The following is a 23857-nucleotide window of genomic DNA, read 5'->3' on the forward strand; positions in this document are numbered from 1 at the left end:
TTATAATGTTTTTAAATATCTTAGATAATTACTTCTTTCTTAGTCGTTTGCGTGTAATGGATAAGAAATTGTGTAATGCAAACCACGGCTTTCCTTTCGTTCTATTGCCTGTCTTGTAATGAGATAAGCAACGTTTATCATGTTTCTTAGTTCACAAATATCCTTCGTAGCCTTTACTTGTTTAAAGAGTTTTTCGGTTTCTTCGTACAATAAATCCAATCGATTCCATGCACGTTTCAAGCGCAAATTGCTGCGAACAATGCCCACATAGTTACTCATTATTTCGCCAACTTCTTTCATACTTTGCGTAATCAACACACGTTCCTCGTTCGATAATGTGCCAGCGTCGTCCCATTCGGGAACATTAAGGTTTAACTCGTAGTCTTGGCACACTTCAATGGAATGCTCAGCAGCAGCCTTTGCATAGACGACAGCCTCTACAAGGGAGTTACTTGCCAATCGATTGCCACCATGAAGACCTGTGCAAGCACATTCGCCAACGGCATAAAGTCGCTTGATAGAACTCTCTCCATTGAGTCCAACTTTAATGCCTCCACACATATAATGCGCACTTGGGCAAACGGGGATATATTCTTTTGTGATGTCAATGCCCAAACTTAAACATTTCTCATAGATGTGAGGGAAATGTTTTTTGGTTTCTTCTGCATCTTTATAGGTTACATCTAAGCAAACGTGAGCCAGTCCATGTATCTTCATTTCATGGTCAATTGCCCTTGCAACGATGTCGCGTGGTGCAAGCGAAAGGCGTTCATCGTATCTTTGCATGAACTCTTCTCCGTTGGGCAAACGCAATATTCCACCATAGCCACGCATGGCTTCGGTGATTAAAAATGCGGGGCGTGTTTCTTTCGGATTATATAAAACAGTAGGGTGGAACTGCACAAACTCCATGTGTTCCACTTCGCCTTTGGCTCTATAAACCATTGCAATGCCGTCGCCTGTGGCAATGCTAGGGTTGGAAGTGGTGGCATAAACTGCCCCACAACCGCCTGTTGCCATGAGTGTAACCTTACTTAAATAAGTGTCAATCTTTTGTGTTGCGGGATTTAAAATGTAAGCTCCGTAACATTCTATATTGGGTGTGCGGCGTGTAACCTCTACACCTAAATGGTGTTGCGTAATGATTTCAACGGCATAGTGGTTTTCAAGTATGGTGATATGCTCGTTTTGGCGCACTGCCTCCATTAATCCACGTTGAATTTCGTTGCCTGTATCGTCGGCATGGTGTAAAATTCTAAATTCGCTATGACCTCCCTCACGGTGTAAGTCATAGCTGCCATCGGTTTTTTTATCGAAGTTTACCCCCCAATTAACAAGGTCTTGAATGGCTTCTGGCGCATTGCGAACTACATTTTCTACGGCTTTAGGGTCAGAAATATAGTCGCCTGCTATCATTGTATCGGCTATGTGCTTGTCAAAATTATCGACTTTTAAGTTCGTAACCGAAGCAATTCCACCTTGTGCTTTCGTTGTGTTAGCCTCGTCAAGCGTTGTTTTGCAAACCAAAACAACATTGCCTTTTCCACTATTTGCCACACGAAGCGCATAACTCATACCAGCAACACCGCCTCCTATGACAAGAAAATCTGACTTGTGTATCATGATTTTTCAGTTTTTCTGAATCTTTGCAAAAGTACGAATATTTTCTTTAATAGCGGAAAAATATTGGATTTATTTGCAAAACATCATTTGTAAATCTTCTATTCAAATGCTTTTTGATTTCGTGGTCTTTCTTTTACGCTCAAAATTAGAGGAAAAATGGAACAATGGCTATTTTTCTCATTTTTAAAAGAGCTTGTTTTAGTGTTCAAAATAGGCTCTTTTGAGCTTCAAAACCTATTGTTTTGAAATGAGAAATAATAGGTATTGAAAATGGTTTTGTAATGTATTGATTTTCAGACAGATACAAATTGGTCAAAAATCGGGTAAAATCGAAAGCCTCTCCCAACCCCTCTGTTAGGAGGGGAGTGCAAATTTGCTTATTTATGGGTATTATAAAGTTATGTTTTCATTGTATAGGGAAGAAAAATTATCTACTTATAGGAGATAAATAGAAATATTAAACTACTATTTTCATATTTATCATATTTTTAAATAACATTTTCACCTTATTATATAAAGGCTACAAAATGAAAAACAGAGTTGCTTCCGATTAAAAAGTATCTACCTACAAATAGGTATTTTGCTAAAACCACCATTTTTAGGTATTGCACAAAAGTTAGAAACTATCTATCTTTGCAACTGAAAATAATTAAACAGTAACAAAACATCAATACAAATATGAAGAGTACAATTGTAGTTTATGGTTCATCAACTGGTATCTGCGAAGACATCGCAGCAACAATTGCTAACAAATTAGGTGTAGATTCAATGAACGCATCTGATTTTAATGAAGATACTATCGCTAATTTCGATAATCTTATCCTTGGAACTTCAACATGGGGAGCAGGCGAATTGCAAGACGATTGGTACGATGCAGTAAACGTTTTGAAGAGTGCTGATTTATCAGGAAAGACAGTAGCTTTGTTTGGTTGTGGTGATAGCGAATCGTATTCTGATACTTTTTGCAGCGCAATGAAAGAAATTTATGATGCTTGCGAAGGTGCAAATATCTTACCAGGTGTATCAACCGAGGGTTACACTTACGATGATAGCGAAGCTGTTGTAGACGGTAACTTTGTAGGTCTTGCCTTGGATAATGTTAATGAAGACGACCTTACTGAGGGACGAATTGATGCTTGGTTGGAAGGTATAAAACCTTCTTTGTAATAAAATAGAAAGATAGCGTACAGAACACGATATGCTTGATATGGCAAATGATATGAAAGTTTTGATGAACCATATCTATGAGTTCAAAAAAGGGGTTCGCCAAATGGTGCTTTATACCTTCAATAAGAAGTATGAAGACTTTGTAAGAACACGCCTTCAAAATCAAAACATACCTTATATTATACAGCCCGTAGGCAATAGCAGTTTGAATTTGTTTTTCGGACGCAAGGAATGTTTGGACGCTATCCAACTTTTTGTTACAAAACCTCTCAACAAATTAACACCAGAGGAAGATTTTATATTGGGTGCTATGCTCGGTTACGACATTCGTGTTCAGTGTGAACGTTATTGCGAACGTAAGTGTCGCTCGTGCAAGCAGCTACAATAAAAAGTGTAAAAGTAAGGAATTGATAAAACCACATATATATTAAAGATATAAATCTTGTTCGCGAAATAAAATTATTTCATAATGTTTTTGTATAGGATTAAGGCTGGCTGTGAAGTCAGCCTTTTCTTTTTCTGTACCCAATCAACTTCTCTCTTATTTCAATCTGTGTCTGAAAATTTGGATTTTGCTTATTTTGTGGCTTCGGATACCTAATTTTTGGACAAAAAAAAGCCTTGACTGATATCACATCAACCAAGGTTCCAATACTAAAACTAAATTAACCACTAAAAAAACTGATGCAAAGTTAATAAGTTTTCTAATATTCTCCAAATATTTCTACTAAAAATTTTCTTAAAAAAGATTAGCGCATAACATAAAAAAAGATGTCTTTTGTTATGTTATGCGCTAATAATGAGAATGTTAGTAGATATTTCTTCGCTCTAAAATGTTTTTATTTTTTATCCTAAGACAACATCCAAGGTCATCATAACGGCAAATCCAATGGCAAATCCAATGGTAGAAAGATTGGAATGCTCGCCCTCTGAAGCTTCTGGAATAAGTTCTTCTACTACTACATAAAACATTGCACCAGCAGCAAAACTGAGCAAATAGGGGAGAGTTGGGGTAATGGTGCTTGCTAAAAGTATAACCAAGATAGCCCCAATGGGTTCTACCACACCACTTAATGCGCCTATGATGAACGATTTTAAACGTGAATTGCCTGCTTCTTTCATTGGCATTGAGATGATAGCACCCTCTGGAATGTTCTGAATAGCAATACCCAACGCCATTGCCATAGCACCTGCTGTCGAAATGGAAGTGCTTGCTTGCATTGCACCAGCCAAGACTACGCCGACTGCCATGCCCTCGGGGAGGTTGTGAATGGTTACGGCAAAGGTGAGCATAGCGGTACGACTGAGCTTTGTTCGTGGTCCTTCTGGCTTGCTACTGCCCATGTGTAAGTGAGGCGTAATATAGTCGATTAGAAGCAAAAAAGCAATTCCTGCTAAGAATCCTACTAAGGCTGGTATGATGCGCAGCCTGCCTTGGTCTGCCCACATTTCCATTGAGGGAATGATGAGCGACCAAATGGAGGCTGCTACCATGACACCTGATGCAAAACCTAATAAGGCTTTTTGTAGGCGAGCAGGCATTTCATTCTTCATAAAGAATACAAATGCCGACCCTAAGACCGTTCCTAAGAGCGGGATTAAGAGTCCAAATGCTGTTCCTGTCATATCTTTTCCCTTTCTGTTTGTTTTTATTCCATTACTTCAATGGTCATACTGATGTCGTTTTTCGGGCGGTCTCCACGTTCGGTTGCTGTGTTTTGAATCTTTTCTACTACGTCAAGTCCTTCTAAAACTTCCCCAAATACGGTGTATTGGTTGTCTAAAAATGGGGTGCCACCAATGGTAGTGTAGGTTTCCACTTGCTCTTCTGTGAATTGTGGTTTACCCTTTTCTTTGCAGATACGTTTTGTTTTTTCAATGATTTGGTCTTGCAAGGCTTGTAATCCAGCACGATCTCGGTTGCGGCGAAGGGTCATTATTTCGTCATGATGCTGCTTTACTAATGCGTCAAAGGTGGTTTGCTCTTGTTGCATGGTCATTTGTTTTTCCATTTGTTTGAGTTCTCCCTTGTTGAAAGTTTTTCCCCAAACAATATAGAATTGACTTCCGCTGCTTTCACGCTCAGGATTAACCTCGTCGCCTGTGCGTGCTGCGCTCAATGCTCCTCGCTTATGATAGCGTTTGGGATAAACAAATTCGGCTGGAATGGTATAGTCGGGACCACCTGTTCCGAGCATTTTCCCCTTTGGAGCGTCCTTACTATCTGGGTCGCCGCCTTGTATCATGAAGTCTTTAATTACTCTGTGGAAGAGTGTTCCATCGAAATATCCCTCCTTAGCCAACTTAATGAAGTTATCGCGGTGCTTTGGGGTTTCATCGTATAGGGCAACGATGATGTCGCCTTCGGTTGTTTTAATGTTTATTTTTGTAGCCATAAGTGTTTAATTGATTCTTTATTGATTTTTAATTTAATTCTTTTGGGTTAATGAACGTCCCGTGTCTAACAACAAATTCTTCGCCCAATGGGCTGCGATGATTGCCGAAACGATAGCAACGGCAGCGTCTATCCATAAAATATTCCATAACAAGGCACAGACAATACCAACGATAATGCCTGATTTTGCTAATATATCAGATAGCAAATGCAAGTAGACAGCACGGCTATTTAAGTCGCCTTCGCCCTCATGATTGCGCATAACGTAGACACAAATGAAGTTGGCTAAAAGTCCAGCAATAGCGGTTATGATAGCAAATTTATGGTTGGTGATATGCCCACTGTTCTCATTGATGCGTTCAAAGGCTTCAACGGCAATGAATACGGCGGTTGCTAAAAGGAAGATACCACTTGTAAAAGCCGATAGACTCAATATTTTATTGGAGTCATATTTGTCGGAATGTTTATTTTTCAAGTGGCGTACCAAGATGTAAGCCGACCAGTTTACGCCTAAAATGAGAATGTGTGAACCCAAGTGAATGGCGTCTGCGAGCAATGCCATAGATTTAGAAAGGAGTCCAGCGCATACTTCCACCATTATAATACATAGTGTAAAAAGCACAACAAAGCGTACTTTCTTTTCTTGTTTGCTTTCTATGTTTGTTGTTTCCAATGTTTGTTTTCTTTTAATATGTTGTTTTCTATGATTTAAATAATGCCGAAGTGTTTCATAGCGAGCTTTATTCCGTCTTCATCGACCGATGTTGTAACATAGTCGGCTGCGGCTTTCACTTCGTCAGTAGCGTTGCCCATTGCTACGCCAATGCCTGCTGCTTTTAAGATAGTAAGGTCGTTGCCGCCGTCGCCAATGGCCATACATTCCTCAAGACAGAGTCCTAACTGCTTGGCAACCGTCTTTAAAGCGTTTCCTTTGTTGGCACCTTTCACTGTAATATCAGTAAATTCAGGGTGCCAACGTGCAGAAATGGTGTTTGGCATATCGGGCATAATTTTGTTTTCGTTGGCTTCGCTAAAGAAAGGGGTAAGCTGTAGAATGGGTTGTCCTTGCAAATCATCTATGGTTCGTGTTTCGTTGATGTTGTTTACTCCCAATGCCTTCACAAAAATGTCGGTGAAAATCTTTTTATAGTTGTAGATAATCACTTCTCTTTTTCCACAAACCAGCACGCAGTAGTCGCGTTTTTTAGCGTCTTTGAGCATGATTTCAACATCAGTTTGTGGGATTGTGTTGAGCATTAAATCTCTTTCGCCCACGAAACAATACGCTCCATTGAACGTGATGTATCCGTCCACCAAATGTTCAACTGCCTTAATATTATTGATGAGTGCTACAGGTCGCCCCGTTGCTATGAATATTTTAACGCCTTTGTGTTTTGCTTCCTGAATTGCTTCGATAGTTGATTGCGGAATTTCGTGTGTCTCAAACGATACTAATGTTCCGTCAATATCGAAAAATATTGCTTTTATTGCCATTCTTTTCTATTGTTTTCTAATGTTATAGGGAGTGTTTTACAAGCTCAACAATTCGTTTCACGTTCCTAACAAGCATAAAAGTGATTCTTTGTATGTGGAACGGAATAAAATTCCGCCCCTAAACCGACTTGCTGAATGCCCTTACATATTGCCGAGTGCCGTTATATCTTATGCAAAGGTAAGAATATTTTTTTATAGCTACGTAAGTTTTTTAGCATAATGATAATCCTTTCGTTTTGATTGTACTTGTTTCTTTTACAAAGTTACATAAAATAGGTGATTTAGAAGTACCTTTTAAGCGCAAACTGTTGCACTTAAAAGACTTCGTTGGGGTATTATGGAGCGTTGAAGAATTGAAAAGTAAGTTAAAAGAAGAGGAAGTGTAACATTTGTTACCATGATTGTGGGGAAGAAAACTTACCTTTGCCCACGATTAATAACAATTAAAAAACAGAAAGGATAAAGAAGAATGGCACACGGACACGAGGTTCTCCACATGATGGAGGGCAACAGCTATACAACAAAAGAAAGTTTAGTGAAAGCAATTATCGAAAAGTTTGGAGCAGAAGAACGCTTCCATACTTGTTCGGCAGAAGGCATGACAGCCGAAGAATTAGTAGATTTCTTAGCCGCACGCAACAAGTTTAAGCCTTCAAATGAAGACGCTTTCACGGTAGATAGCACAAAAATATGTAATCATTAAATATTCGTTTCGCTATGATTAAGATTTATGGAATGAAGACTTGCCCCGATTGTGTGGCAGTAGACGAGCAAGTGAAGGGAAACAATCGCTACGAAGTAATCGATATTGGCGACCATGTACGCTATTTGAAAGAGTTTCTACGCTTGCGCGATAACAACGATGTTTTTGCTGATGCACGCGAAAAAGGCTATGCAGGCATACCTTGTTTTGTATTGGAGGACGGCACTGTAACGCTCAATCCTGTTGAAGCAGGCTTGCAAGCACCAGGTGACGATACTCCTTCGTGCAACATTGACGGCACAGGATGTTAAGATTTTCCCCATTACATTAAAGAATGAAAGGAGTTATCAAAGGCTTAGATAACTCCTTTCATTGCGTTTAGTTCCTTGTTTTTAAGCGAACAACCAGCTGTAACCTTGTGGATATGGATTTTATTCTCTATCTTTGTATGCCCATTTGTAGGGAAATTTTGAAATGCTGATATGCGATTAGACAAACTTTCAATCATCAATTATAAAAATATTCAGGCGGCAACACTCAATTTGTCGGCTAAATTGAATTGTTTTATAGGTCATAATGGAGTAGGGAAGACCAATCTGCTCGATGCCGTTTATTACCTTTCTTTTTGTAAGAGTGCCTTTAATCCAAAAGATTCGGAAGTGATGTGCCACGAGAGCGACTTTTTTGTATTGGAAGGCGACTATACAATGGATTCCGAAGAGATTGAACAAGTGACATGTGGCATGAAGCGTGGCACGAAAAAGCATTTTAAACGCAATCGAAAAGCATATAAAAAACTATCGGAACACATCGGTTTGCTACCACTTATCTTTGTTTCTCCGTCCGATATTTCGCTCATTGAAGGCGGAAGCGAGGAGCGAAGAAAGCTAATGGACGTAGTGATTTCACAATACGACCGCCCTTATATTGAAACATTATTGCGCTACAATAAAGCCTTGCAACAACGTAATAGTTTGTTGAAGCAGGAGGAAGAACCCGACACAACCTTGTTGGAACTCTTAGAAATGCAGATGGCAGAATATGGTACAGAGATTTACAAGAAGCGTGCAGCCTTCGTTGAGCAGCTCGTACCTGTCTTTCAAGAGATTTATCAAGCCATTTCGCAAAACCGAGAGCAAGTTTCTTTGGAGTACATTTCGCACGGACAACGAGGCGATTTGTTAGATGTCATACAGCGTGATAGGGCAAAAGACCGCATCATGGGCTATTCTTTGCATGGCATTCATAAAGACGATTTGCTCATGACGCTGGGCGGTTTCCCGATGAAACGTGAAGGCAGCCAAGGACAAAACAAGACTTTCGTTTTGGCTTTGAAGTTGGCGCAGTTTAATTTCCTAAAACAAACAGCTGGCAATAGGACACCGCTCTTGCTGCTCGATGATATTTTCGACAAATTAGATGCCGACCGTGTGGAACAGATTGTTAAATTAGTGGCTGGCGATAGCTTCGGACAAATATTCATTACCGACACCAACCGCGACCATTTAGATAAAATATTGAGCAGCAGCAATTTTGACTACAAACTCTTTGCAGTAGAGAATGGAGAAATAATAGAAAGGGGCATGAACTATGTTTAGACGAAAAGTAAAACCATTAACCGAAGTTTTAGGAAAAGTTTTGCGTGAAGGGGGCTTTGAATCGCCTTTACTTCAGAAACGCATCATAGACGGGTGGGACGAAATAATGGGACCAACCATTACACGGTATACGCAAGAAAAAGCAATTCGTAACCAAACATTGTTTGTGAAAATAAGTAGTCCTGCCCTCCGCCAAGAACTATCCATGATGCGCACCCAATTGATCAAGCGTTTAAACGACCATGTTGGGTCGTTCGTTATATCCGAAGTACGCATTTATTAAAAACAACCGTGTGTTGTAAAACATGCTGTTTTGCGAGACAAAAGAGCCTATTTGGAACTCCCAAATAGGATCTTTTAAAATAAGCAGCAATAGCTTTTAAAGCAATGAAGTGTAAATGCTTGGCATTTAAGTGAAGGTGTTGGAGCGAAAAACTTTTCAATACTTCACTTTATTTTCTTTCTTCGATTTTCTTATACTCCTGTATACTTTCAGCTTCGTGGCGTTGTTTTACTTTCTTTCCTCCTGAGAAATACCATTTTGCAGTAAAGGTAAATGAGGTAGGGTGGGTTGCATTGTGGTAGTATGAAGTGAAACCATCGCCGTAAATGGTATTTTTGCGTCCACGTCCGCAAAGCGTCGATTCCATAGAAAGGCGCAACTTGTCGTTGAAAAGCGTTTTCCAAAGCGAAGCATTGAGGTTGCCTACTGGGCGGAATGCATGGTTTTCGAAGGTCATCGCTGTTTCCCAATAGCCGTTGAGCGAGCCTCCAAAGGTTTCAGAGAAATTGAAATTGTTGTTCCACCAAAACTTTCCTCCCCATTTTCCCGTAATGGTTTTCTCTGCTGTGGCAAACTTATCTTGTAGCGCAGCGGCTTGCACTTTTGTTTGCCACCACTTTGTAGGTTTGCAAGTGTATTCCACTTGTGCGCCCATCATGCGTTCATATTTTGCATTGGCTGGCTTTGCCCATGTTATGGAAGGGTCGTTGGCATCTATGCCATGTTGATAATAAATGACATCGGCTACTCTGTCATACATAAACATAAACGATAAATGGCGATTAAAGGCAAAGCGTGCCATGAATTGGTGGTCGGTAGGTGTGCGCAAAGAGGGATTTCCTGTGGTGTAATGTTGTGGGTTCTCAAAGTTTTTATAGCTGTTTACAATGCTGTAAGGCATTTCGGCTACGTTGTGTTGATACATGAAATTCAGCATTGTTCCTCGCTTCGGATTGATAGCCCATGCAAGATTGGCTTGCGGACAAAGGTAAGTGTTGTCTACAATGGTCTGTGTTCCGTTTGTGCGAACGTCCATTCGGTTGTATTGTAAGGTAAGTCCTACGCCATACATCATCTTCTTTATGCGTCCCGAAAGATTGGCGTAAGCGTATGTTTTTTGTGCGCCCACCTTGTTTTGAAGGCTTTCTGTGGCATCGTTGTAATGAATGTATTGATAGCTTGCACCCGTTTTCAGTTCTTTTCCGTTTTGGAAGCGTTGTGTTAGTTTTGGTGCAATGCTGTACATATTGATGCGTTCGTGCGTTTTGGTTTCTGCCTTTAGCCCATCGTTTACATATTGGTTTTGCTTCAAATGATAGTTTCTATGATAATAATCGGCTGTTATTTCAAGGTTAGAACCACGTTCATCGGTTTGCAAAATGTATTTTCCTACGGTTTGTTGAACAAACTTGCTTTCAGGACTATACAAGAAATTATTGAAAGTTTTAGGCTCAATGCCGTAACCTTCCATCATGGTTACACGCGTGTTGAGTTTGTTTTTAATATCCTTATTGCCAACATATTCCGATAAGGCGAGTGTAGCACGCTTGCTCAATTCGTAACTAATGTTGAGACGTGTGTTAATGGCATTGAGCCACGAACGTGTTTTACTGTCGTTGAAAGTTACTTTTCCCGAATTGAAAACATACTTATTGGTTTCGTCGGCCAATAGTTTTTGGTGAGTATAATTGGCATAATAGTTAAATGTCCATCGTCCTATGCTGGCATTAAACACAAAGGTAGGCGAGTCCATAAGGTGTCCGTATTTTGGCATTTCGTCTATGGTGGCACTCAACGAACCCGAGTAACCTCCATTCTGTTCTTTCTTTGTGGTAATGCGCAGTGTGCCTGCTTTTTCGTTTGCACCTTCGCCAATCGACATATAGTCTACCTCCACTTTGTCAATTAACTTTGGCGACAGAGCAGAAAGCTCCTCTTGCGAAGTTATTTTTAGTCCATTTACATAAATCACAGGATATTTATCGAACAATGAAATTTTATTATCCGTTATTGTTAAGCCTGGCAGAAAGGCGAGCATATCTTGTATTTTGTTTGTCTTTTCCAATCCCGACCCGATAGGACGAAAGCTGTAACCATTTGCTGTATTTACCAATCGATTGGCTTTTATCACTACTCCTTCGAGCATTTTGCTATCTTCTTCAAGCGTAATCACACCTAATTGTTGTCCTTTATAGGGAGTATAAAAATTCTTATAACCTATGTAAGAAACCATAAGAATGCCCTCTTTTTTATTGGTTTCCAACAAGAACGTACCATTGTCTTGAGTCGTTGTTGCTGCAACAAAGGAAGAATCGGCTGAAGAAAGCAATGCCACTGTGGCAAAAGCCAATGTTTCGCCTTTTGGGTCGGTTACTTTTCCTGTAATGTGTTGTGCTATCGCTGCTTGAAAGCCTAACAATAGCAAGGCTGTGAATAGTAGTTTTTTCATATTCAATGATGCGTTTTATTTTTGTTTCTGTGGCAAAGATATTGAAACCACCAAATAAAAACACTACACAAAAGGGTAATTCTTCGGTTTGCAGCCCGATTTTTACCCTTTTGTGTAGTGATTTAGGCTTTTATTACAAACGATTAAGGAAATCTTGCGAAGCTGTTTTCTTGTTTTTATCCAATTTCAATTTCCCAAGATTATAGTTCAGTTTTACCATTATATATTGCGTGTCTCCATTGGTGTTCATGGTTGTACGAATGTTGTTGTATTCCATTTTCCATGTATTGCTACGGTCGGTATGGAAAATATCATTTGCCACAACAAGGAGTGTTAGCCTATCTTGCCATAATTGGTGCATATAGGTAAGATTTAACGTCCACGAGCTGCGATGTTCGGTAAGCATTCCTGAATAGGCACTGTCGAAAGAACCATCAAGAGCTATGAGAGAATGCTGACTTACTGGGCATTGAGCCGATAAATTAAAGTTATAGTAGGCTTTGTTCCATGAACGTTCTTTGCCTAAAAAATTAGCTTTAAGGAATGGTTTTGAATATGAACAACTTATATCGCCCTGTATCGGACCTAAGGAATAAGCGTAAATGGCTGTTGCCACGAACTCGGACGATTTATTAAAATTAATAGGTCGCCACTCTATGTTTTTATTGTCTACGGCAGTTTCCTTCCAAAAAGGCAATTCTATTATCTTGTTTTTATTATGGTTGTAAGCCACCGAAGCCATAAAATTGCCGAGGTTGTAGCTGAGTTTAAAATTGGTGGTAATACAAGCGTTTAGTTGCGGATTGCCCACTCGATAAGAAATAGCATCATAATAGTTGAGCGTTGGGCTTAAATCGCTAAACGAAGGTCGTTTAATAGTTTGTCCGATAGACAAACCAAGTGAAGAATTGTTGCTCAAAGTTCTTGTTACAACTATGTTTGGAAATATTTTCCATTCAGTAGAATCCATGAAAACACCCGATGTTTCAGACTCCAGTTTGCGCTTGTCGGCTTCCATTCTCAAGCCCAACTGAACGCTGTATTTCTTTATTTGTTTTGAGTAAGAAGCGTATGCACCATAAAGCGTTTCGTGGGTTTTATAGTTTTCACCACTCGCATTGTACACATAGCCACCATTATTACTCATAGCAGAAGCAAAAATACCCGTAGAAAGGTTGCCCCATTTTGCATTTCTATTGTAGGAAAGTTTTGCTCCACCAATGTTGTAACGCCCCATGCTGTTGGTTTTTACAATAGGATTAGTATTTGCTAAGCCTTCATCGTCCGATTTTCTGTGAGCATAATCTGCTACAAAACGTAGGGTGCTGTTTTTGTCAAGTGTATAATGATAGTTTAATCCGATGTTGTGCATATATTCAGTACCTCGCTTTCGTTGCACATATTGCATATTTTCGCCATTCATGACTTGCCAAGTAGGCTCTTTTGTGTGCGTGTTTCCAACATTTCCCGAGTATTGAATACCCAATGTTTGGCGGTTGTTAATATTCCAATTCATGGCATAAAACCAATCGAAAGCACGTGCTTTCCCTCTTGTGTGTCGTTCTTTTGTGCTTTCAATGATGCGGTTCGGTAGGAAAACGCTTTCTGTGGTATTGTCTATCTGGGTGGTGTTAATATAAGAAAAACCCGCCGTAAATAAATTGCTTACCTTTTTATATTTTTCGTTTATCGTAATATTGGCAATATTCATGTAGTTGCGAGCAAATAAAGAGGTATTTGATAATTCGGTGGAAAGCGTATTGCCTAATTCGGTAACAGTGGTAATGTAGACCACCCCTTTAGAGCTGGCACTGTATTCTGCCGTTGGATTGGCATCAACAACGATTTTTTTAACTTCGGAAGAAGGTATGGCAGAAAGTTCTTTTAGACTTATAGGTTTACCATTCAGTACGAAAGTAGGACTACCACCACCCAATAATTGAAGGTCAGAGCTTAGTCCAGGGACTTTCTTTAATATATCGGTAATTTTTCCCAAATGCTTTAAGTAGGAATTAGAAATATTTACTGAAACCTTATTCAGTCCCACTTTAACCGTCGGACGATTGGCTTTCACCGTAACGCCCTGCATGGTTATGGCTTCTTTGGTTAGAAACAATGTATCAGAAATCGTAAAATCTCTCAATAAAATATCAAGTGTTTCGTAGCCAACAAAACTAATGCGGAGTTTTTGCCCTGTGTTTTTAATGGTAAATCGTCCCATATTGTCGGTTAAACTCCCTCCGACAATACTGTCTTTTTCATTTAGCAACATTACGTTTGCACACTCAATAGGCTGCTTGTCAGTTGCATCAGCCACGACTCCTTTAAGTTTTTGCGCCTTTGCTCCTAATGTTGCAGAGGCAAGAAGAATACTTAAAATGTATTTCATACTCATTATGATATTAATGTTTTATTTTTGTTTCTGTGGCAAAAATATTAAAACCACCAAATAAAAACACTACACAAAAGGGTAATTCTTCGGTTTGCAGCCCGATTTTTACACTTTTGTGTAGTGATTTAGGCTTTGTTTTTGTCTGTTTCTGTCTTAATGTGTACCTACACAATGAAAGCCATTCGAACTATCGATGAAATAAAACTCTTGATAAAGCCTCTTTCTATGGCACTATCAACTTAGATTCCACCTTAATATAAAGGGCGAAAGTCCAAAAAGTCCGTATTCCATTCTCTTTTTTCGATAGAAAAATGTAATTTTGTAGCAAATCTTAATGGATTATGGCAAAAGTAGAAGACTTTTTTATAAACCTTAATGCTGTGGAAAATGCTCCCGATTATAGTTCGGGCATATTGACTATGTTGATTCGTAGCGTTGAAGCCTTTGCACGAGTAACTTATCAGAGCGTTTATTTGATAGATTATTACAAGCAAGATTTCTTGTATGTTGCTGAAAATCCCTTGTTTCTTTGTGGGCATACTGCTGAAGAAGTGAAAGAAATGGGATATAGTTTTTACCTTCGGCATGTTCCTGAAGAGGAACAAAAAATGCTGGTTGAGGTGAATCATAGTGGTTTTAAATTCTTTAATTCTTTGGCAGATGATGAGAAATATAAAGCTTCCATATCTTACGATTTTCATTTACAGTATGAAAAGAGGCAAACGCTTGTCAATCATAAACTTACACCTGTATTGCTGACCAACGAAGGACGCATTTGGATAGCAATGTGCGTGGTGTCGCTATCATCGCAAAAAGCTGCTGGTCAGATTCAATTTAATTTAACTGAACGAGCCAATTATTGGGAATATTCCATGAAAGGGCACAAATGGAACGAGAAAAAAGGGATTGAGTTGAAAGCAGAGGAAATAGAAGTTTTGCAACTTTCTGTTACTGGATTTACAATGGGCGAAATAGCCGAACGAATGTGTAAATCAGTTGATACGATTAAGTTTTACAAACGTTCGGCATTTAAGAAATTGGGTGTGGACAATATTACTGAAGCCATAGCTAAATCAATGACACACAGATTGTTCTAAGTCCTTTTTTGTTTAGAAAGTCTGTTTTACAATACTTCGTCTACTTTCTTGTCGTATTCGTCAGCGGGAATGGTTTTTAACTTTTGGAAATCGAAGCAAATGCCTAATTTATAAGCGTTTGGGACTTGGTTAAGAAAGCGGTCATAGTAGCCTTTTCCACGTCCTAAACGGTTGCATTGTGCATCGAAACTCATGCCTGGTACGGCAATGAAATCGATAGAGGCATAGTCGGTAAAGAGTTCGCCAATGGGTTCTAAGATGTGGAAAGAACTTTCTGCCATGTCTTTTTCTCCCGTGTAACAGCGTATTTCCATTTCGGTTTCGCTGATAACAACTGGTAAAACAACTTTTTTGCCTGCTTTGACCATTTCGTCTACAAAGTTGTGAGTGAAGACTTCATCGGGTAGGGAATGGTAAAGCATAACGGTTTCAGCAGCAACGAGTTTAGGATGGTTGCGCAATCGGTCGATGATAGGGGCAGAAAGCTCGCATAACTGCTCTTTGGTGTATTGGTGTTTGCGGCTTCTTATTTCTTTTCTTAATTCGTTTTTGTTCATAGTTTTGGTGGGTTGGGACAAGTCGGACGAGTCGGACTGGTCAGATTGGTCAGACAAGTCAGACTCGTCCGATTTGTCTGATGAGGGGTTTAGTAAAAAAAGGCATATTTTCTACGCTTTATTACTTGGCTTTCTATTATTGGTAGTCGCTCTTTTTACGGGTGCTTTGGGAAACGCTTCCCTTTTAGAGAACACTTCTTCAGCCGATTTTATCATCTTGTCGTTTCGGTTTAAATATTGTGTCCACGCTTGTTCATCGAGCATATTGTAAATAATGCGGCTATTGATATAATTTTCCAACAGCATGTGCGACTTGTCGATGAGGTTATTACGGCGGCGCAAACCATTCTTTTCAGCATAGTTGACGAAATCGTTTACAAGATTTCTGCCTCTAAGATACTCTGATAATGTTTGCATTTCAGTGTATTTGTTCAACGTTTGGCGGTTGTCGTCGGTGTACTTGAAAGCGTATTGCAAGATGAGTCCGCTAATGGCAGCTTCTTTATAATAAGAAGTTACGGCTGATGTATCCTCGGGTACAAAGATGTCTGGCGTAATGCCACCGCCACCATAAACCAAGCGACCGTTGTTGGTATGGTAGGCTGGCCCTGTGTGCTTAATGCTGTCTTGCGAGAAGAACTCACCATGCTGATAGCGTGTTAGTATGTCTTGTTCGTAATCGGCAATGCTTCCAGGCTTGAAAGGCTTTTGTATGCAACGTCCCGAAGGCGAGTAATAGCGTGCTATGGTAAGGCGAATCATGCTACCGTCAGGGAATTGTATTTGCTGTTGTACCAAGCCTTTACCGAAAGAACGGCGTCCGATGATGGTGCCACGGTCGTTGTCTTGCATCGCACCTGCAAAAATTTCGGAAGCCGAAGCCGAACTTTCGTTGATGAGAACTACTAATGGTATTTGCTGATAGCTGCCTTTTCCACGGCTACGGTATTCTTTTCGTGGACTTTTTCTGCCTTGGGTGTAAACAATGAGTTGGTCTTTCTTTAGAAATTCCTCAGCCATTTGCACTGCACTTTCTAAATATCCCCCCGTATTATCCCGAAGGTCAATCACCAAATTGTCAGCCCCTTGAAGTGTAAGTTGCTGCAATGAAGAAAGCATTTCAGCGTATGTGCGTTCACCAAAGTTTTTAATTTTGATGTAACCCGTTGAGTCATTGAGCATATAGGTTGCCGAAATGCTCTTCATGGCGATGTCGTTTCGGGTGAGCACAAAGTATTTAATGTTCTTTTCGCCAAATCGTTTTACGCCTATTTTCACCTTTGAACCTTTCGGTCCTTTTAGCCTATGTTTGGCCTCTTCATCGGTAACAATGTCGCCAACAAATGGTTTATTGTCAATACTTACAATCTTATCACCTGCAAGGATTCCTGCTTTGTCGGCTGGCCCGTCCTTAATGATGTTTTGAACGTGTATGGTATCTTTGCGAATGGTAAATTCTATGCCCACTCCAGAGAACGAACCTTTAAGGTCTTCGGTAGCCATTTGCACATCTTTGGCACTGATATAAACCGAATGAGGGTCGAGTTCGGCAAGAATTTCAGGTAATGCTTTTTCTACCAACTCATCGATATTGACTGAATCAACATACTGGTCGTCAATGATATGCAGCAAGTTGCTCAATCGGCTACTACCACTATTGATGATATTCAGCCGATTGCCTGAAAAGTGATTGGCGTAAAATGTTCCGATGATAACTCCGATAACCACACATAGGGCAAGCCAAAGTGGGAGAAAACGGTTATTCTTGTTCTGACTCATTGTCTTCAAGATTTAAATATTCAACCTTTATATTGGCACGTTTCAACAATTCGATGCCTTCGGTAAGTCTATATTTTTCGGCATAAACGACCCGTTTAATGCCTGATTGGATAATAAGTTTGGCGCATTCAATGCAGGGCGATGCGGTAACGTAAAGGGTTGAACCTTCGCTGTTATTGCCGCTGCGTGCAAGTTTTGTGATAGCATTGGCTTCAGCGTGTAGCACATACGGCTTTGTCAAACCATCGTTGTCTTCGCAAATGTTCTCAAATCCGCTTGGCGTTCCATTATATCCATCGCTTATAATCATCTTGTCTTTGACGACCAATGCACCCACTTGGCGGCGTTTACAATAGGAATTTTCCGACCAAACACGTGCCATTCGTAGGTAGCGATAATCGAGAAGTGTTTGCTTACTTATTTCCATGTTTCTTGGATAGTGATTTATTCTTTTTTATTGCTTTTTCTTGATGCCGTTGCGCTCTAATAGGGCGTCAATGGTAGGCTCTTGTCCACGGAAACGCTTGTAAAGAGTCATCGGGTGTTCGGTGCTACCTTTTGAAAGTATGTTGTCGCGGAAACTTTGAGCAGTCTTTTGGTCGAAGATACCATTCTTTTTGAACAAGCTAAAAGCATCGGCATCAAGCACTTCTGCCCATTTATAACTGTAATAACCTGCGGCATAACCACCCGCCATGATATGCGAGAATTGGGTTGTCATACAGGTTTCATCCATTTGCTTGTCGATAATGGCTTTCTCCCATGCCTTCTTTTCAAAGGCTATGATGTTGTCTGTAAACTCTTCTTTTTGAGTGTAGTAAGCCAAATCGAGCAATCCAAAGCTCACTTGGCGCAAACATGCCATGGCTGTGTTGAAGTTTTGACTTGCCACAATGCGGTCAATGAGTTCGTCAGGTATAGGTTCGCCCGTTTCGTAATGGAAGGCAAAAGTGCGGAGGAAGTCTTTTTCTACTGCAAAATTCTCCATGAATTGTGAAGGCAATTCCACGAAATCCCACCATACATTTGTGCCTGATTGACTTTCAAAGCGGCTATTGGCAAAGATGCTATGCAAAGAATGACCAAACTCGTGTAGGAATGTTTCAACTTCGCCTAAGCGCAAAAGAGCTGGTTTGTCGTCGGTTGGCTTCGAGAAATTCATGACCAACGATGCGTGTGGACGTATGTTTTCGCCTTCTTTTGTGATGCGTTGTCCTTGATATTCAGTCATCCATGCGCCTGAACGCTTGCCCTTTCGTGGGAAGAAATCAACGTAAAGTACGGCTAAATAAGAACCGTCTTTGTCGTAAACCTCAAAAGGTTTAACATCAGTGTGGTAGACTGGAATGTCTTTATTCTCTTTAAATGTGATGCCGTATAGGCGTGTTGCCAAGCCAAATACCCCTTTAATAACGTTGTTAAGTTCGAAATAAGGGCGCAACATTTCAGGGTCGAGGTCGTATTTTTCTAACTTTAGCTTGTGGGCATAATAGCTTGTGTCCCAAGGCTTCATTTCAAATGCGTCGCCTTCCAATCGTTTTGCCAATGCTATGATTTCGTCTCTTTCCTTTATTGCCGTTGGTTTGTAAGCCTCAATGAGGTTGTCGAGCAATTCGTAAACATTCTTAACGTTGCTTGCCATGCGATATTTCATGACGAAATCAGCGTAGGTTTCGTAGCCCAAAAGTTGCACCATCTCACGGCGCAAGTTGATTAATCGCTTGCAAACCTCCAAATTGTTTTCAGCGTTGTCCTTGATGCAAAGCGTATTGGCTTCCATGTACAACTGTTTACGCAATTCTCTTTGCGTGCTGTACATCATAAAAGGACCATAACTTGGTGCGTCTAAGGTGATTACCCAACCTTCCAATTCGTATTCTTTGGCTGTTGTTGCCGCTGCTTCGCGCACGGTTGCAGGCAATCCTTCTAATTGTTTTTCGTCCGTAATGTGGAGCTTGAATGCTTTCTTTTCTTTGAGTACATTTTGCGAAAAGTTCAAAGCGAGGATACTTGCCTCTTCTGTGAGTTGGCGAAGTTTATTTTTATCGTCTTCGTTTAGCAACGCACCACTGCGAACAAAGCCATCGTAGCTTTCTTCTAATAGTTTGCTTTCTTCAGGCGTAAGTTCTTCGTGTTTATCGTGAACAGCTTTGATGCGTTCGAAAAGTTGCGGATTTAAACTTACGTCGTTAGAGTGTTTCGTCAGAATAGGACTCATTTTTTGTGCCAAAGCGTCCATTTCGTCGTTTGTTTCGGCACTTAAAATATTGAAAAATACGCTTTCTACTCGTGAGAGCAGGTCGTAATAATGTTTTCTTCCCTCTACTTCGTCTTCCCGAATGAGTGTATTTTCGAACGTTGGTTCTGCTGGGTCGTTAATTGTTTTTTCTATTTGTTCGTCCTCACGGCGTATTCCTTCGAGCATAGCTTCCTCGTAGTCGGCAAGCGTAATTTTGTCGAATGGAACAGTTTCGTGTGGAGTGTTGTAAGGTTGAAAGAAAGGATTTATGTGCTTTCCCTTTTCGTCTATATTTTTTGTCATTTTTTTATTTTCTCTATATAAGTTACAAAGTTACAGAAAAAACTATGTACCAGCAAAATAGAATGATAGTTTTAACGCATTTTTTCTAATGCTGGAATGTTTATTTCGCTTCTTGTTAGTTGTATTTCGCCATTTTCCTTGCTCTGATTGAGCATTTTTGATACATTTAATCTGCTTTCATGCAACTCGTCAGCCAGTGTTTGCATGGTTGTTTTTAAAATCTTTTTGCCTGCTGGATATTCGCAATGTAAACGTAAAAAGTGGATAAATTTCTCCTTTATATTATTGGGTTCTTGCTGCCACACATATCGGCTATAGCGTTGCGCCTTATTGGAAAGGAGATTAAAGAAGTTAAGGCGAAAGATTAAGTATTGGTCGGCTAACCTTAATACTTCGTTTTTGTTGAGTGAAATGAAGCTACATTCGGTTTTGGCAATAAAATTTTTGGAATAATTTTGTACCAATCCAAATAGTCTTTCTGGCTGTACTGCGGCTGGTGCAGCTATTTCTTCAATGATGCTGTAGCTATGGTTGTCGGCAAAACTTTTTACCAGCATCGTACCATTCATAAGGAAAAAGAGTATGTTGCTTTTGTCATTTTCTTTAGCCAGTGTTTCTTTGGGTTTCAAAGTGTGAAATCCAAACTTTGTAGCACCCACTATTTCCTTTAAATCGGCAGAGCCAATGCCAAGAAATAGGGGTAGTTCAAGAAGTTTTTTATAGATTTGTAACATGCTTTTTTACTGATTTCTCCAATGTTTTAATGTGAAAGTTTCTTTTCCAACTTTGGACTGCACCATACCTTCAGTTTTCCTTGATGGTCGGAGTAAATGAAATAAGCTAAGAGTTCTTTGTGGTTTTCTAAAATTTTCTTTGCTTTTTCCATTCCCATCACCATGAATGCAGTTGCATAAGCGTCTGCCGTAGCGCAATCGTTCGCTAAAACAGTTGAAGAGAGTAGGGAATGTTGCACAGGATAGCCTGTTTTGGGGTCAATAGTGTGGGCATATTTTTTTCCACCTTTATAATAGAAGTTTCTGTAATTGCCACTTGTCGCCATTGCCTTGTTGGTAATGTGCAAGATGGCTTGTATTTCAGAATTTTCGTTACCTTTGTCTTCAACTGGTTTGTTTACTCCAATTTTCCAAGGCGAGCGACTTTCGCTGATTCCGCTTACTACAATTTCACCTCCAATTTCTACCATAAAGTTTTGAATATCGTTCTTTTTCAAGAAGCGAGCCACTACGTCTGTTCCATATCCCTTTGCAATTGCCGAGCAGTCTAACATGATTTTTGGATTAGTTTTCTTGATTCCTTTTCCGATTAATGAAACCTTTTCGTAGCCAATGAATTGCATGATATTGTCAATTTTATGTTTTGACGGATTCTTGCCTTCTTTGAAACCAAAGCCCCAAAGGTTTACAAGCGGTGCAACGGTAATATCAAAAGCTCCATCGGTTTCTTTTGAAATGAATTTTGCTTTGTCGAATACTTCCACAAACATTTCGTCTAATTGGGTAGGTTCGTTATTGTTTATTTTTGAAATAATCGACTGCTTGTTGAAAGTAGATAAAGAATTGTCTACTTTCTTCAGTTCGGCTTCAATTTCTTTCTGTAAATCTTTATCGCTTTGATACGTTATGTTGTAAACTGTTCCAAATACAAATCCTTTGTTATGCTGATAGGGAATCTCGTTTTGATGCTTGATAATGAGAATAGTTCCAATAATCAATAACGCTAAAAATGGTAATTGCCAAAATAATTTTTTATTTTTTTTGTGATTCATAATGTTACTTTTTTATTGTTATTCCTACTTTTGTATCCTGTTTTTGTAGGTTGAAATATGATAAATAAAGGGAGACTACATTATTTTGGTATTTGTGGTCTCCCTTTTTCTTTCTTATAAGTTGATTTGTTCCTCAATGAGGTAGTCGTTTCGTCTGTCGCTATTGCGGCTAATAAGGTCGCCTAAGAAGCCCGCAAGGAAAAGTTGAGTGCCAATAATCATGGCTGTAAGGGCTATAAAGAACGATGCATGGTTGGAGAGTAAATCGCCATAAACTCCATTAGAAAGGTCGATAATTTTCTCGATGATGAACCAAAGAAACGACATGAAGCCTATGAAAAATACGAAACTGCCTAAAAGACCAAATACATGCATTGGTTTCTTGCCAAAATTGGTTAAGAACCAAAGTGTTATAAGGTCGAGATAGCCGTTGAAAAAACGATTGATACCAAACTTTGTTGAACCATATTTGCGTGCTTGGTGTTGCACAATTTTTTCGCCAATCTTCTTAAATCCAGCCTCTTTTGCTAAGTATGGAATGTAGCGGTGCATTTCTCCGTAAACCTCAATGTTCTTAACAACCTCATTTTTGTAGGCTTTTAGTCCGCAATTAAAGTCGTGCAAATTCTTCACACCACTAATTTTGCGTGCCGTAGCATTGAACAATTTTGTTGGAATCGTCTTTGAAAGTGGGTCGTAACGCTTCTGTTTGTAACCACTTACCAAATCAAAACCATCTTTGGTAATCATGCGGTAGAGTTCAGGAATCTCGTCTGGTGAATCTTGTAAATCGGCGTCCATGGTAATGACTACATCGCCTTTTGCAGCCTTAAAGCCACAATAGAGCGCAGGACTCTTTCCGTAGTTGCGGCGAAACTTTATTCCGCGTACGTTTTCGTCCTTTTTTGTGAGTTCTTCGATAACGTTCCAACTGTTGTCGGTCGAACCATCATTTACAAAAATTATTTCGTATGTGAAGTGGTTTTCATTCATTACTCTGCAAATCCACGAGTGTAATTCTGGTAAACTCTCGTCTTCGTTGTAGAGAGGTACTATTACAGAAATGTCCATATTCTTTATTTTCAAGTATTATTTTATTTTTTATAATTGCGCATCATTGCTGCTGCAATGAAAAGACTAAGGAAAGCACCTATGAACAACTCATAAAAAAGACTTGTTGAGACCAATGTTATGGGTGAAAATGCTTCTGGTAGGGCTTTTATAAATTCTTCTCTGCTCATTGCAAATGAGGCAAAGAAAGCATCATAATCAGGTAATGAAACGATAGAACTAATGATTCCCACGACTTTTCCATTGTCGAGAAACTGCATGTATGCCCACTGTAAGAAACTGAAAAGCAAGGCTGCATTCATGAAAACTCGTATGCTATAAACATAGCCTCGTTTGAAAGAAATAACACCATTCAATCCTTCGTTTCTGAAAACTTTAAATCTGTAAGCCACAAAGAAAGGCGTACAGAGTGTAAGCAAAGAACTAAAGGTTGAAAAAATAGCATGCAATGGAGTTGCTAAGAAGCAAACAAAGCTTGCTGTCCACACAATTGCCAAATATATTCCGTCGTAACGTGCGTATGCACGCAATTGTTTAATTTCTTCGTAATTCATGCTACAAAATTACAGAAATTATATTATAAATAAGGTAAGGTAGGTGCAAAATTATATTTTTTTGTTAAAATCGAAAAAAGCGAGGCTATTCCTTGGTGTATTTAAAATTATTTTACTATCTTTGCACTCGCTTTTCAGAAATGGCGAGCCTATTATGGGCAAGTCTCTTACGGTCAGCTCCCTTTGAATACCCCAGGACGGGAACGTAGCAAGGGAAAAAGGTTGTAGCGACGCGATAAGAATAGCTTGCCCACCCGCCTCTTTAGCTCAGTTGGCCAGAGCACGTGATTTGTAATCTCGGGGTCGTTGGTTCGAATCCGACAAGAGGCTCAAAGAAAACGAAGGAGTATCAATTATTGATGCTCCT

At 39.7% G+C, this 23857-nt stretch carries 22 protein-coding genes, 1 tRNA gene and 1 other RNA gene; 9 read left to right on the forward strand and 15 right to left on the reverse strand.

The window, feature by feature from the left end; translation table 11 throughout:
* Window positions 1-39: 39 nt before the first annotated feature.
* Complete coding sequence (nadB, locus tag DYI03_RS04655) at window positions 40-1623, reverse strand: L-aspartate oxidase (protein ID WP_021668458.1); 1584 nt, start codon at window positions 1621-1623, stop codon at window positions 40-42.
* Between the two features lie 678 nt (window positions 1624-2301).
* Here nadB and fldA point away from each other — a divergent pair.
* Window positions 2302-2790, forward strand: coding sequence for a flavodoxin FldA (gene fldA, locus DYI03_RS04660; RefSeq protein ID WP_021668459.1), 489 nt, complete (start codon window positions 2302-2304; stop codon window positions 2788-2790).
* Window positions 2791-2830: 40 nt separating this feature from the next.
* Window positions 2831-3178 (forward strand): DUF2023 family protein, encoded by a 348-nt coding sequence (locus DYI03_RS04665; RefSeq protein WP_025064427.1) that lies wholly within the window; start codon window positions 2831-2833, stop codon window positions 3176-3178.
* A 458-nt stretch (window positions 3179-3636) separates the two neighbouring features.
* On the opposite strand, the gene DYI03_RS04670 is transcribed toward DYI03_RS04665, so the two are convergent.
* The 4 genes from DYI03_RS04670 to DYI03_RS04685 are packed head-to-tail and all read right to left on the reverse strand — an operon-like array spanning window position 3637 to window position 6679.
* Window positions 3637-4416: a ZIP family metal transporter gene (locus tag DYI03_RS04670; protein ID WP_021668461.1), complete on the reverse strand. Its 780-nt coding sequence runs from the start codon at window positions 4414-4416 to the stop codon at window positions 3637-3639.
* Between the two features lie 23 nt (window positions 4417-4439).
* A complete protein-coding gene (locus DYI03_RS04675; RefSeq protein ID WP_004357124.1) occupies window positions 4440-5186 on the reverse strand; it encodes a peptidylprolyl isomerase in 747 nt (248 codons plus the stop codon).
* A 33-nt stretch (window positions 5187-5219) separates the two neighbouring features.
* Complete coding sequence (locus DYI03_RS04680; protein ID WP_004357313.1) at window positions 5220-5858, reverse strand: cation diffusion facilitator family transporter; 639 nt, start codon at window positions 5856-5858, stop codon at window positions 5220-5222.
* 35 nt (window positions 5859-5893) lie between these two features.
* A complete protein-coding gene (locus DYI03_RS04685; protein WP_021668462.1) occupies window positions 5894-6679 on the reverse strand; it encodes a Cof-type HAD-IIB family hydrolase in 786 nt (261 codons plus the stop codon).
* Window positions 6680-7148: 469 nt separating this feature from the next.
* Here DYI03_RS04685 and DYI03_RS04690 point away from each other — a divergent pair, with 469 nt between their 5' ends.
* The 4 genes from DYI03_RS04690 to DYI03_RS04705 all read left to right on the forward strand — a co-directional run bounded on the left by DYI03_RS04690 (window position 7149) and on the right by DYI03_RS04705 (window position 9263).
* Window positions 7149-7382 (forward strand): YecH family metal-binding protein, encoded by a 234-nt coding sequence (locus tag DYI03_RS04690; protein ID WP_004357296.1) that lies wholly within the window; start codon window positions 7149-7151, stop codon window positions 7380-7382.
* A gap of 14 nt (window positions 7383-7396) precedes the next feature.
* Entirely contained in the window at window positions 7397-7693 is a 297-nt protein-coding gene (locus tag DYI03_RS04695; protein ID WP_021668464.1) for a hypothetical protein, read from the forward strand.
* 171 nt (window positions 7694-7864) lie between these two features.
* A complete protein-coding gene (recF, locus tag DYI03_RS04700; RefSeq protein ID WP_004357321.1) occupies window positions 7865-8980 on the forward strand; it encodes a DNA replication/repair protein RecF in 1116 nt (371 codons plus the stop codon).
* Window positions 8973-9263, forward strand: coding sequence for a DciA family protein (locus DYI03_RS04705; protein WP_021668466.1), 291 nt, complete (start codon window positions 8973-8975; stop codon window positions 9261-9263). Before recF ends, DYI03_RS04705 begins: the two co-directional genes overlap by 8 nt.
* Before the next feature lie 169 nt (window positions 9264-9432).
* On the opposite strand, the gene DYI03_RS04710 is transcribed toward DYI03_RS04705, so the two are convergent.
* Both DYI03_RS04710 and DYI03_RS04715 read right to left on the reverse strand, forming a co-directional pair.
* Window positions 9433-11712, reverse strand: coding sequence for an outer membrane beta-barrel protein (locus DYI03_RS04710; RefSeq protein WP_021668467.1), 2280 nt, complete (start codon window positions 11710-11712; stop codon window positions 9433-9435).
* Between the two features lie 133 nt (window positions 11713-11845).
* Window positions 11846-14101 carry an outer membrane beta-barrel family protein gene (locus DYI03_RS04715; protein WP_025064426.1) on the reverse strand — a complete coding sequence of 752 codons (2256 nt, stop codon included), beginning with the start codon at window positions 14099-14101 and terminating at the stop codon, window positions 11846-11848.
* A gap of 344 nt (window positions 14102-14445) precedes the next feature.
* On the opposite strand from DYI03_RS04715, the gene DYI03_RS04720 reads away from it, so the two are divergent.
* Complete coding sequence (locus DYI03_RS04720) at window positions 14446-15201, forward strand: response regulator transcription factor (RefSeq protein ID WP_021668469.1); 756 nt, start codon at window positions 14446-14448, stop codon at window positions 15199-15201.
* Window positions 15202-15227: 26 nt separating this feature from the next.
* Here DYI03_RS04720 and DYI03_RS04725 read toward each other — a convergent pair whose 3' ends face one another.
* The 8 genes from DYI03_RS04725 to DYI03_RS04760 all read right to left on the reverse strand — a co-directional run bounded on the left by DYI03_RS04725 (window position 15228) and on the right by DYI03_RS04760 (window position 23490).
* Window positions 15228-15758 (reverse strand): 5-formyltetrahydrofolate cyclo-ligase, encoded by a 531-nt coding sequence (locus DYI03_RS04725; RefSeq protein ID WP_021668470.1) that lies wholly within the window; start codon window positions 15756-15758, stop codon window positions 15228-15230.
* Window positions 15759-15869: 111 nt separating this feature from the next.
* Window positions 15870-17537, reverse strand: coding sequence for a S41 family peptidase (locus tag DYI03_RS04730; RefSeq protein WP_021668471.1), 1668 nt, complete (start codon window positions 17535-17537; stop codon window positions 15870-15872).
* Window positions 17518-17964: a deoxycytidylate deaminase gene (locus DYI03_RS04735; protein ID WP_021668472.1), complete on the reverse strand. Its 447-nt coding sequence runs from the start codon at window positions 17962-17964 to the stop codon at window positions 17518-17520. The genes DYI03_RS04730 and DYI03_RS04735 overlap by 20 nt, the downstream gene beginning before the upstream one ends.
* A gap of 27 nt (window positions 17965-17991) precedes the next feature.
* Window positions 17992-20079, reverse strand: coding sequence for a M3 family metallopeptidase (locus tag DYI03_RS04740; RefSeq protein WP_021668473.1), 2088 nt, complete (start codon window positions 20077-20079; stop codon window positions 17992-17994).
* 71 nt (window positions 20080-20150) lie between these two features.
* The gene (locus DYI03_RS04745; RefSeq protein WP_021668474.1) at window positions 20151-20813 is read right to left on the reverse strand and encodes a Crp/Fnr family transcriptional regulator; all 663 of its coding nucleotides are present in this window, start codon (window positions 20811-20813) and stop codon (window positions 20151-20153) included.
* Between the two features lie 26 nt (window positions 20814-20839).
* Window positions 20840-21865 (reverse strand): FAD:protein FMN transferase, encoded by a 1026-nt coding sequence (locus DYI03_RS04750; protein WP_021668475.1) that lies wholly within the window; start codon window positions 21863-21865, stop codon window positions 20840-20842.
* 114 nt (window positions 21866-21979) lie between these two features.
* Complete coding sequence (locus tag DYI03_RS04755; protein WP_004357367.1) at window positions 21980-22936, reverse strand: glycosyltransferase family 2 protein; 957 nt, start codon at window positions 22934-22936, stop codon at window positions 21980-21982.
* Window positions 22937-22959: 23 nt separating this feature from the next.
* Entirely contained in the window at window positions 22960-23490 is a 531-nt protein-coding gene (locus DYI03_RS04760) for a DUF4199 domain-containing protein (RefSeq protein WP_004357151.1), read from the reverse strand.
* Window positions 23491-23646: 156 nt separating this feature from the next.
* Between DYI03_RS04760 and ffs the strand changes: the two genes are divergently transcribed.
* Window positions 23647-23745: signal recognition particle sRNA small type (ffs, locus tag DYI03_RS04765), an RNA gene on the forward strand.
* Window position 23746: 1 nt separating this feature from the next.
* Window positions 23747-23820: transfer RNA gene (locus DYI03_RS04770), tRNA-Thr, on the forward strand.
* Window positions 23821-23857 lie beyond the last annotated feature (37 nt).

Source organism: Prevotella disiens, assembly GCF_900454955.1.
GTDB classification, from domain to species: Bacteria; Bacteroidota; Bacteroidia; order Bacteroidales; family Bacteroidaceae; genus Prevotella; species Prevotella disiens.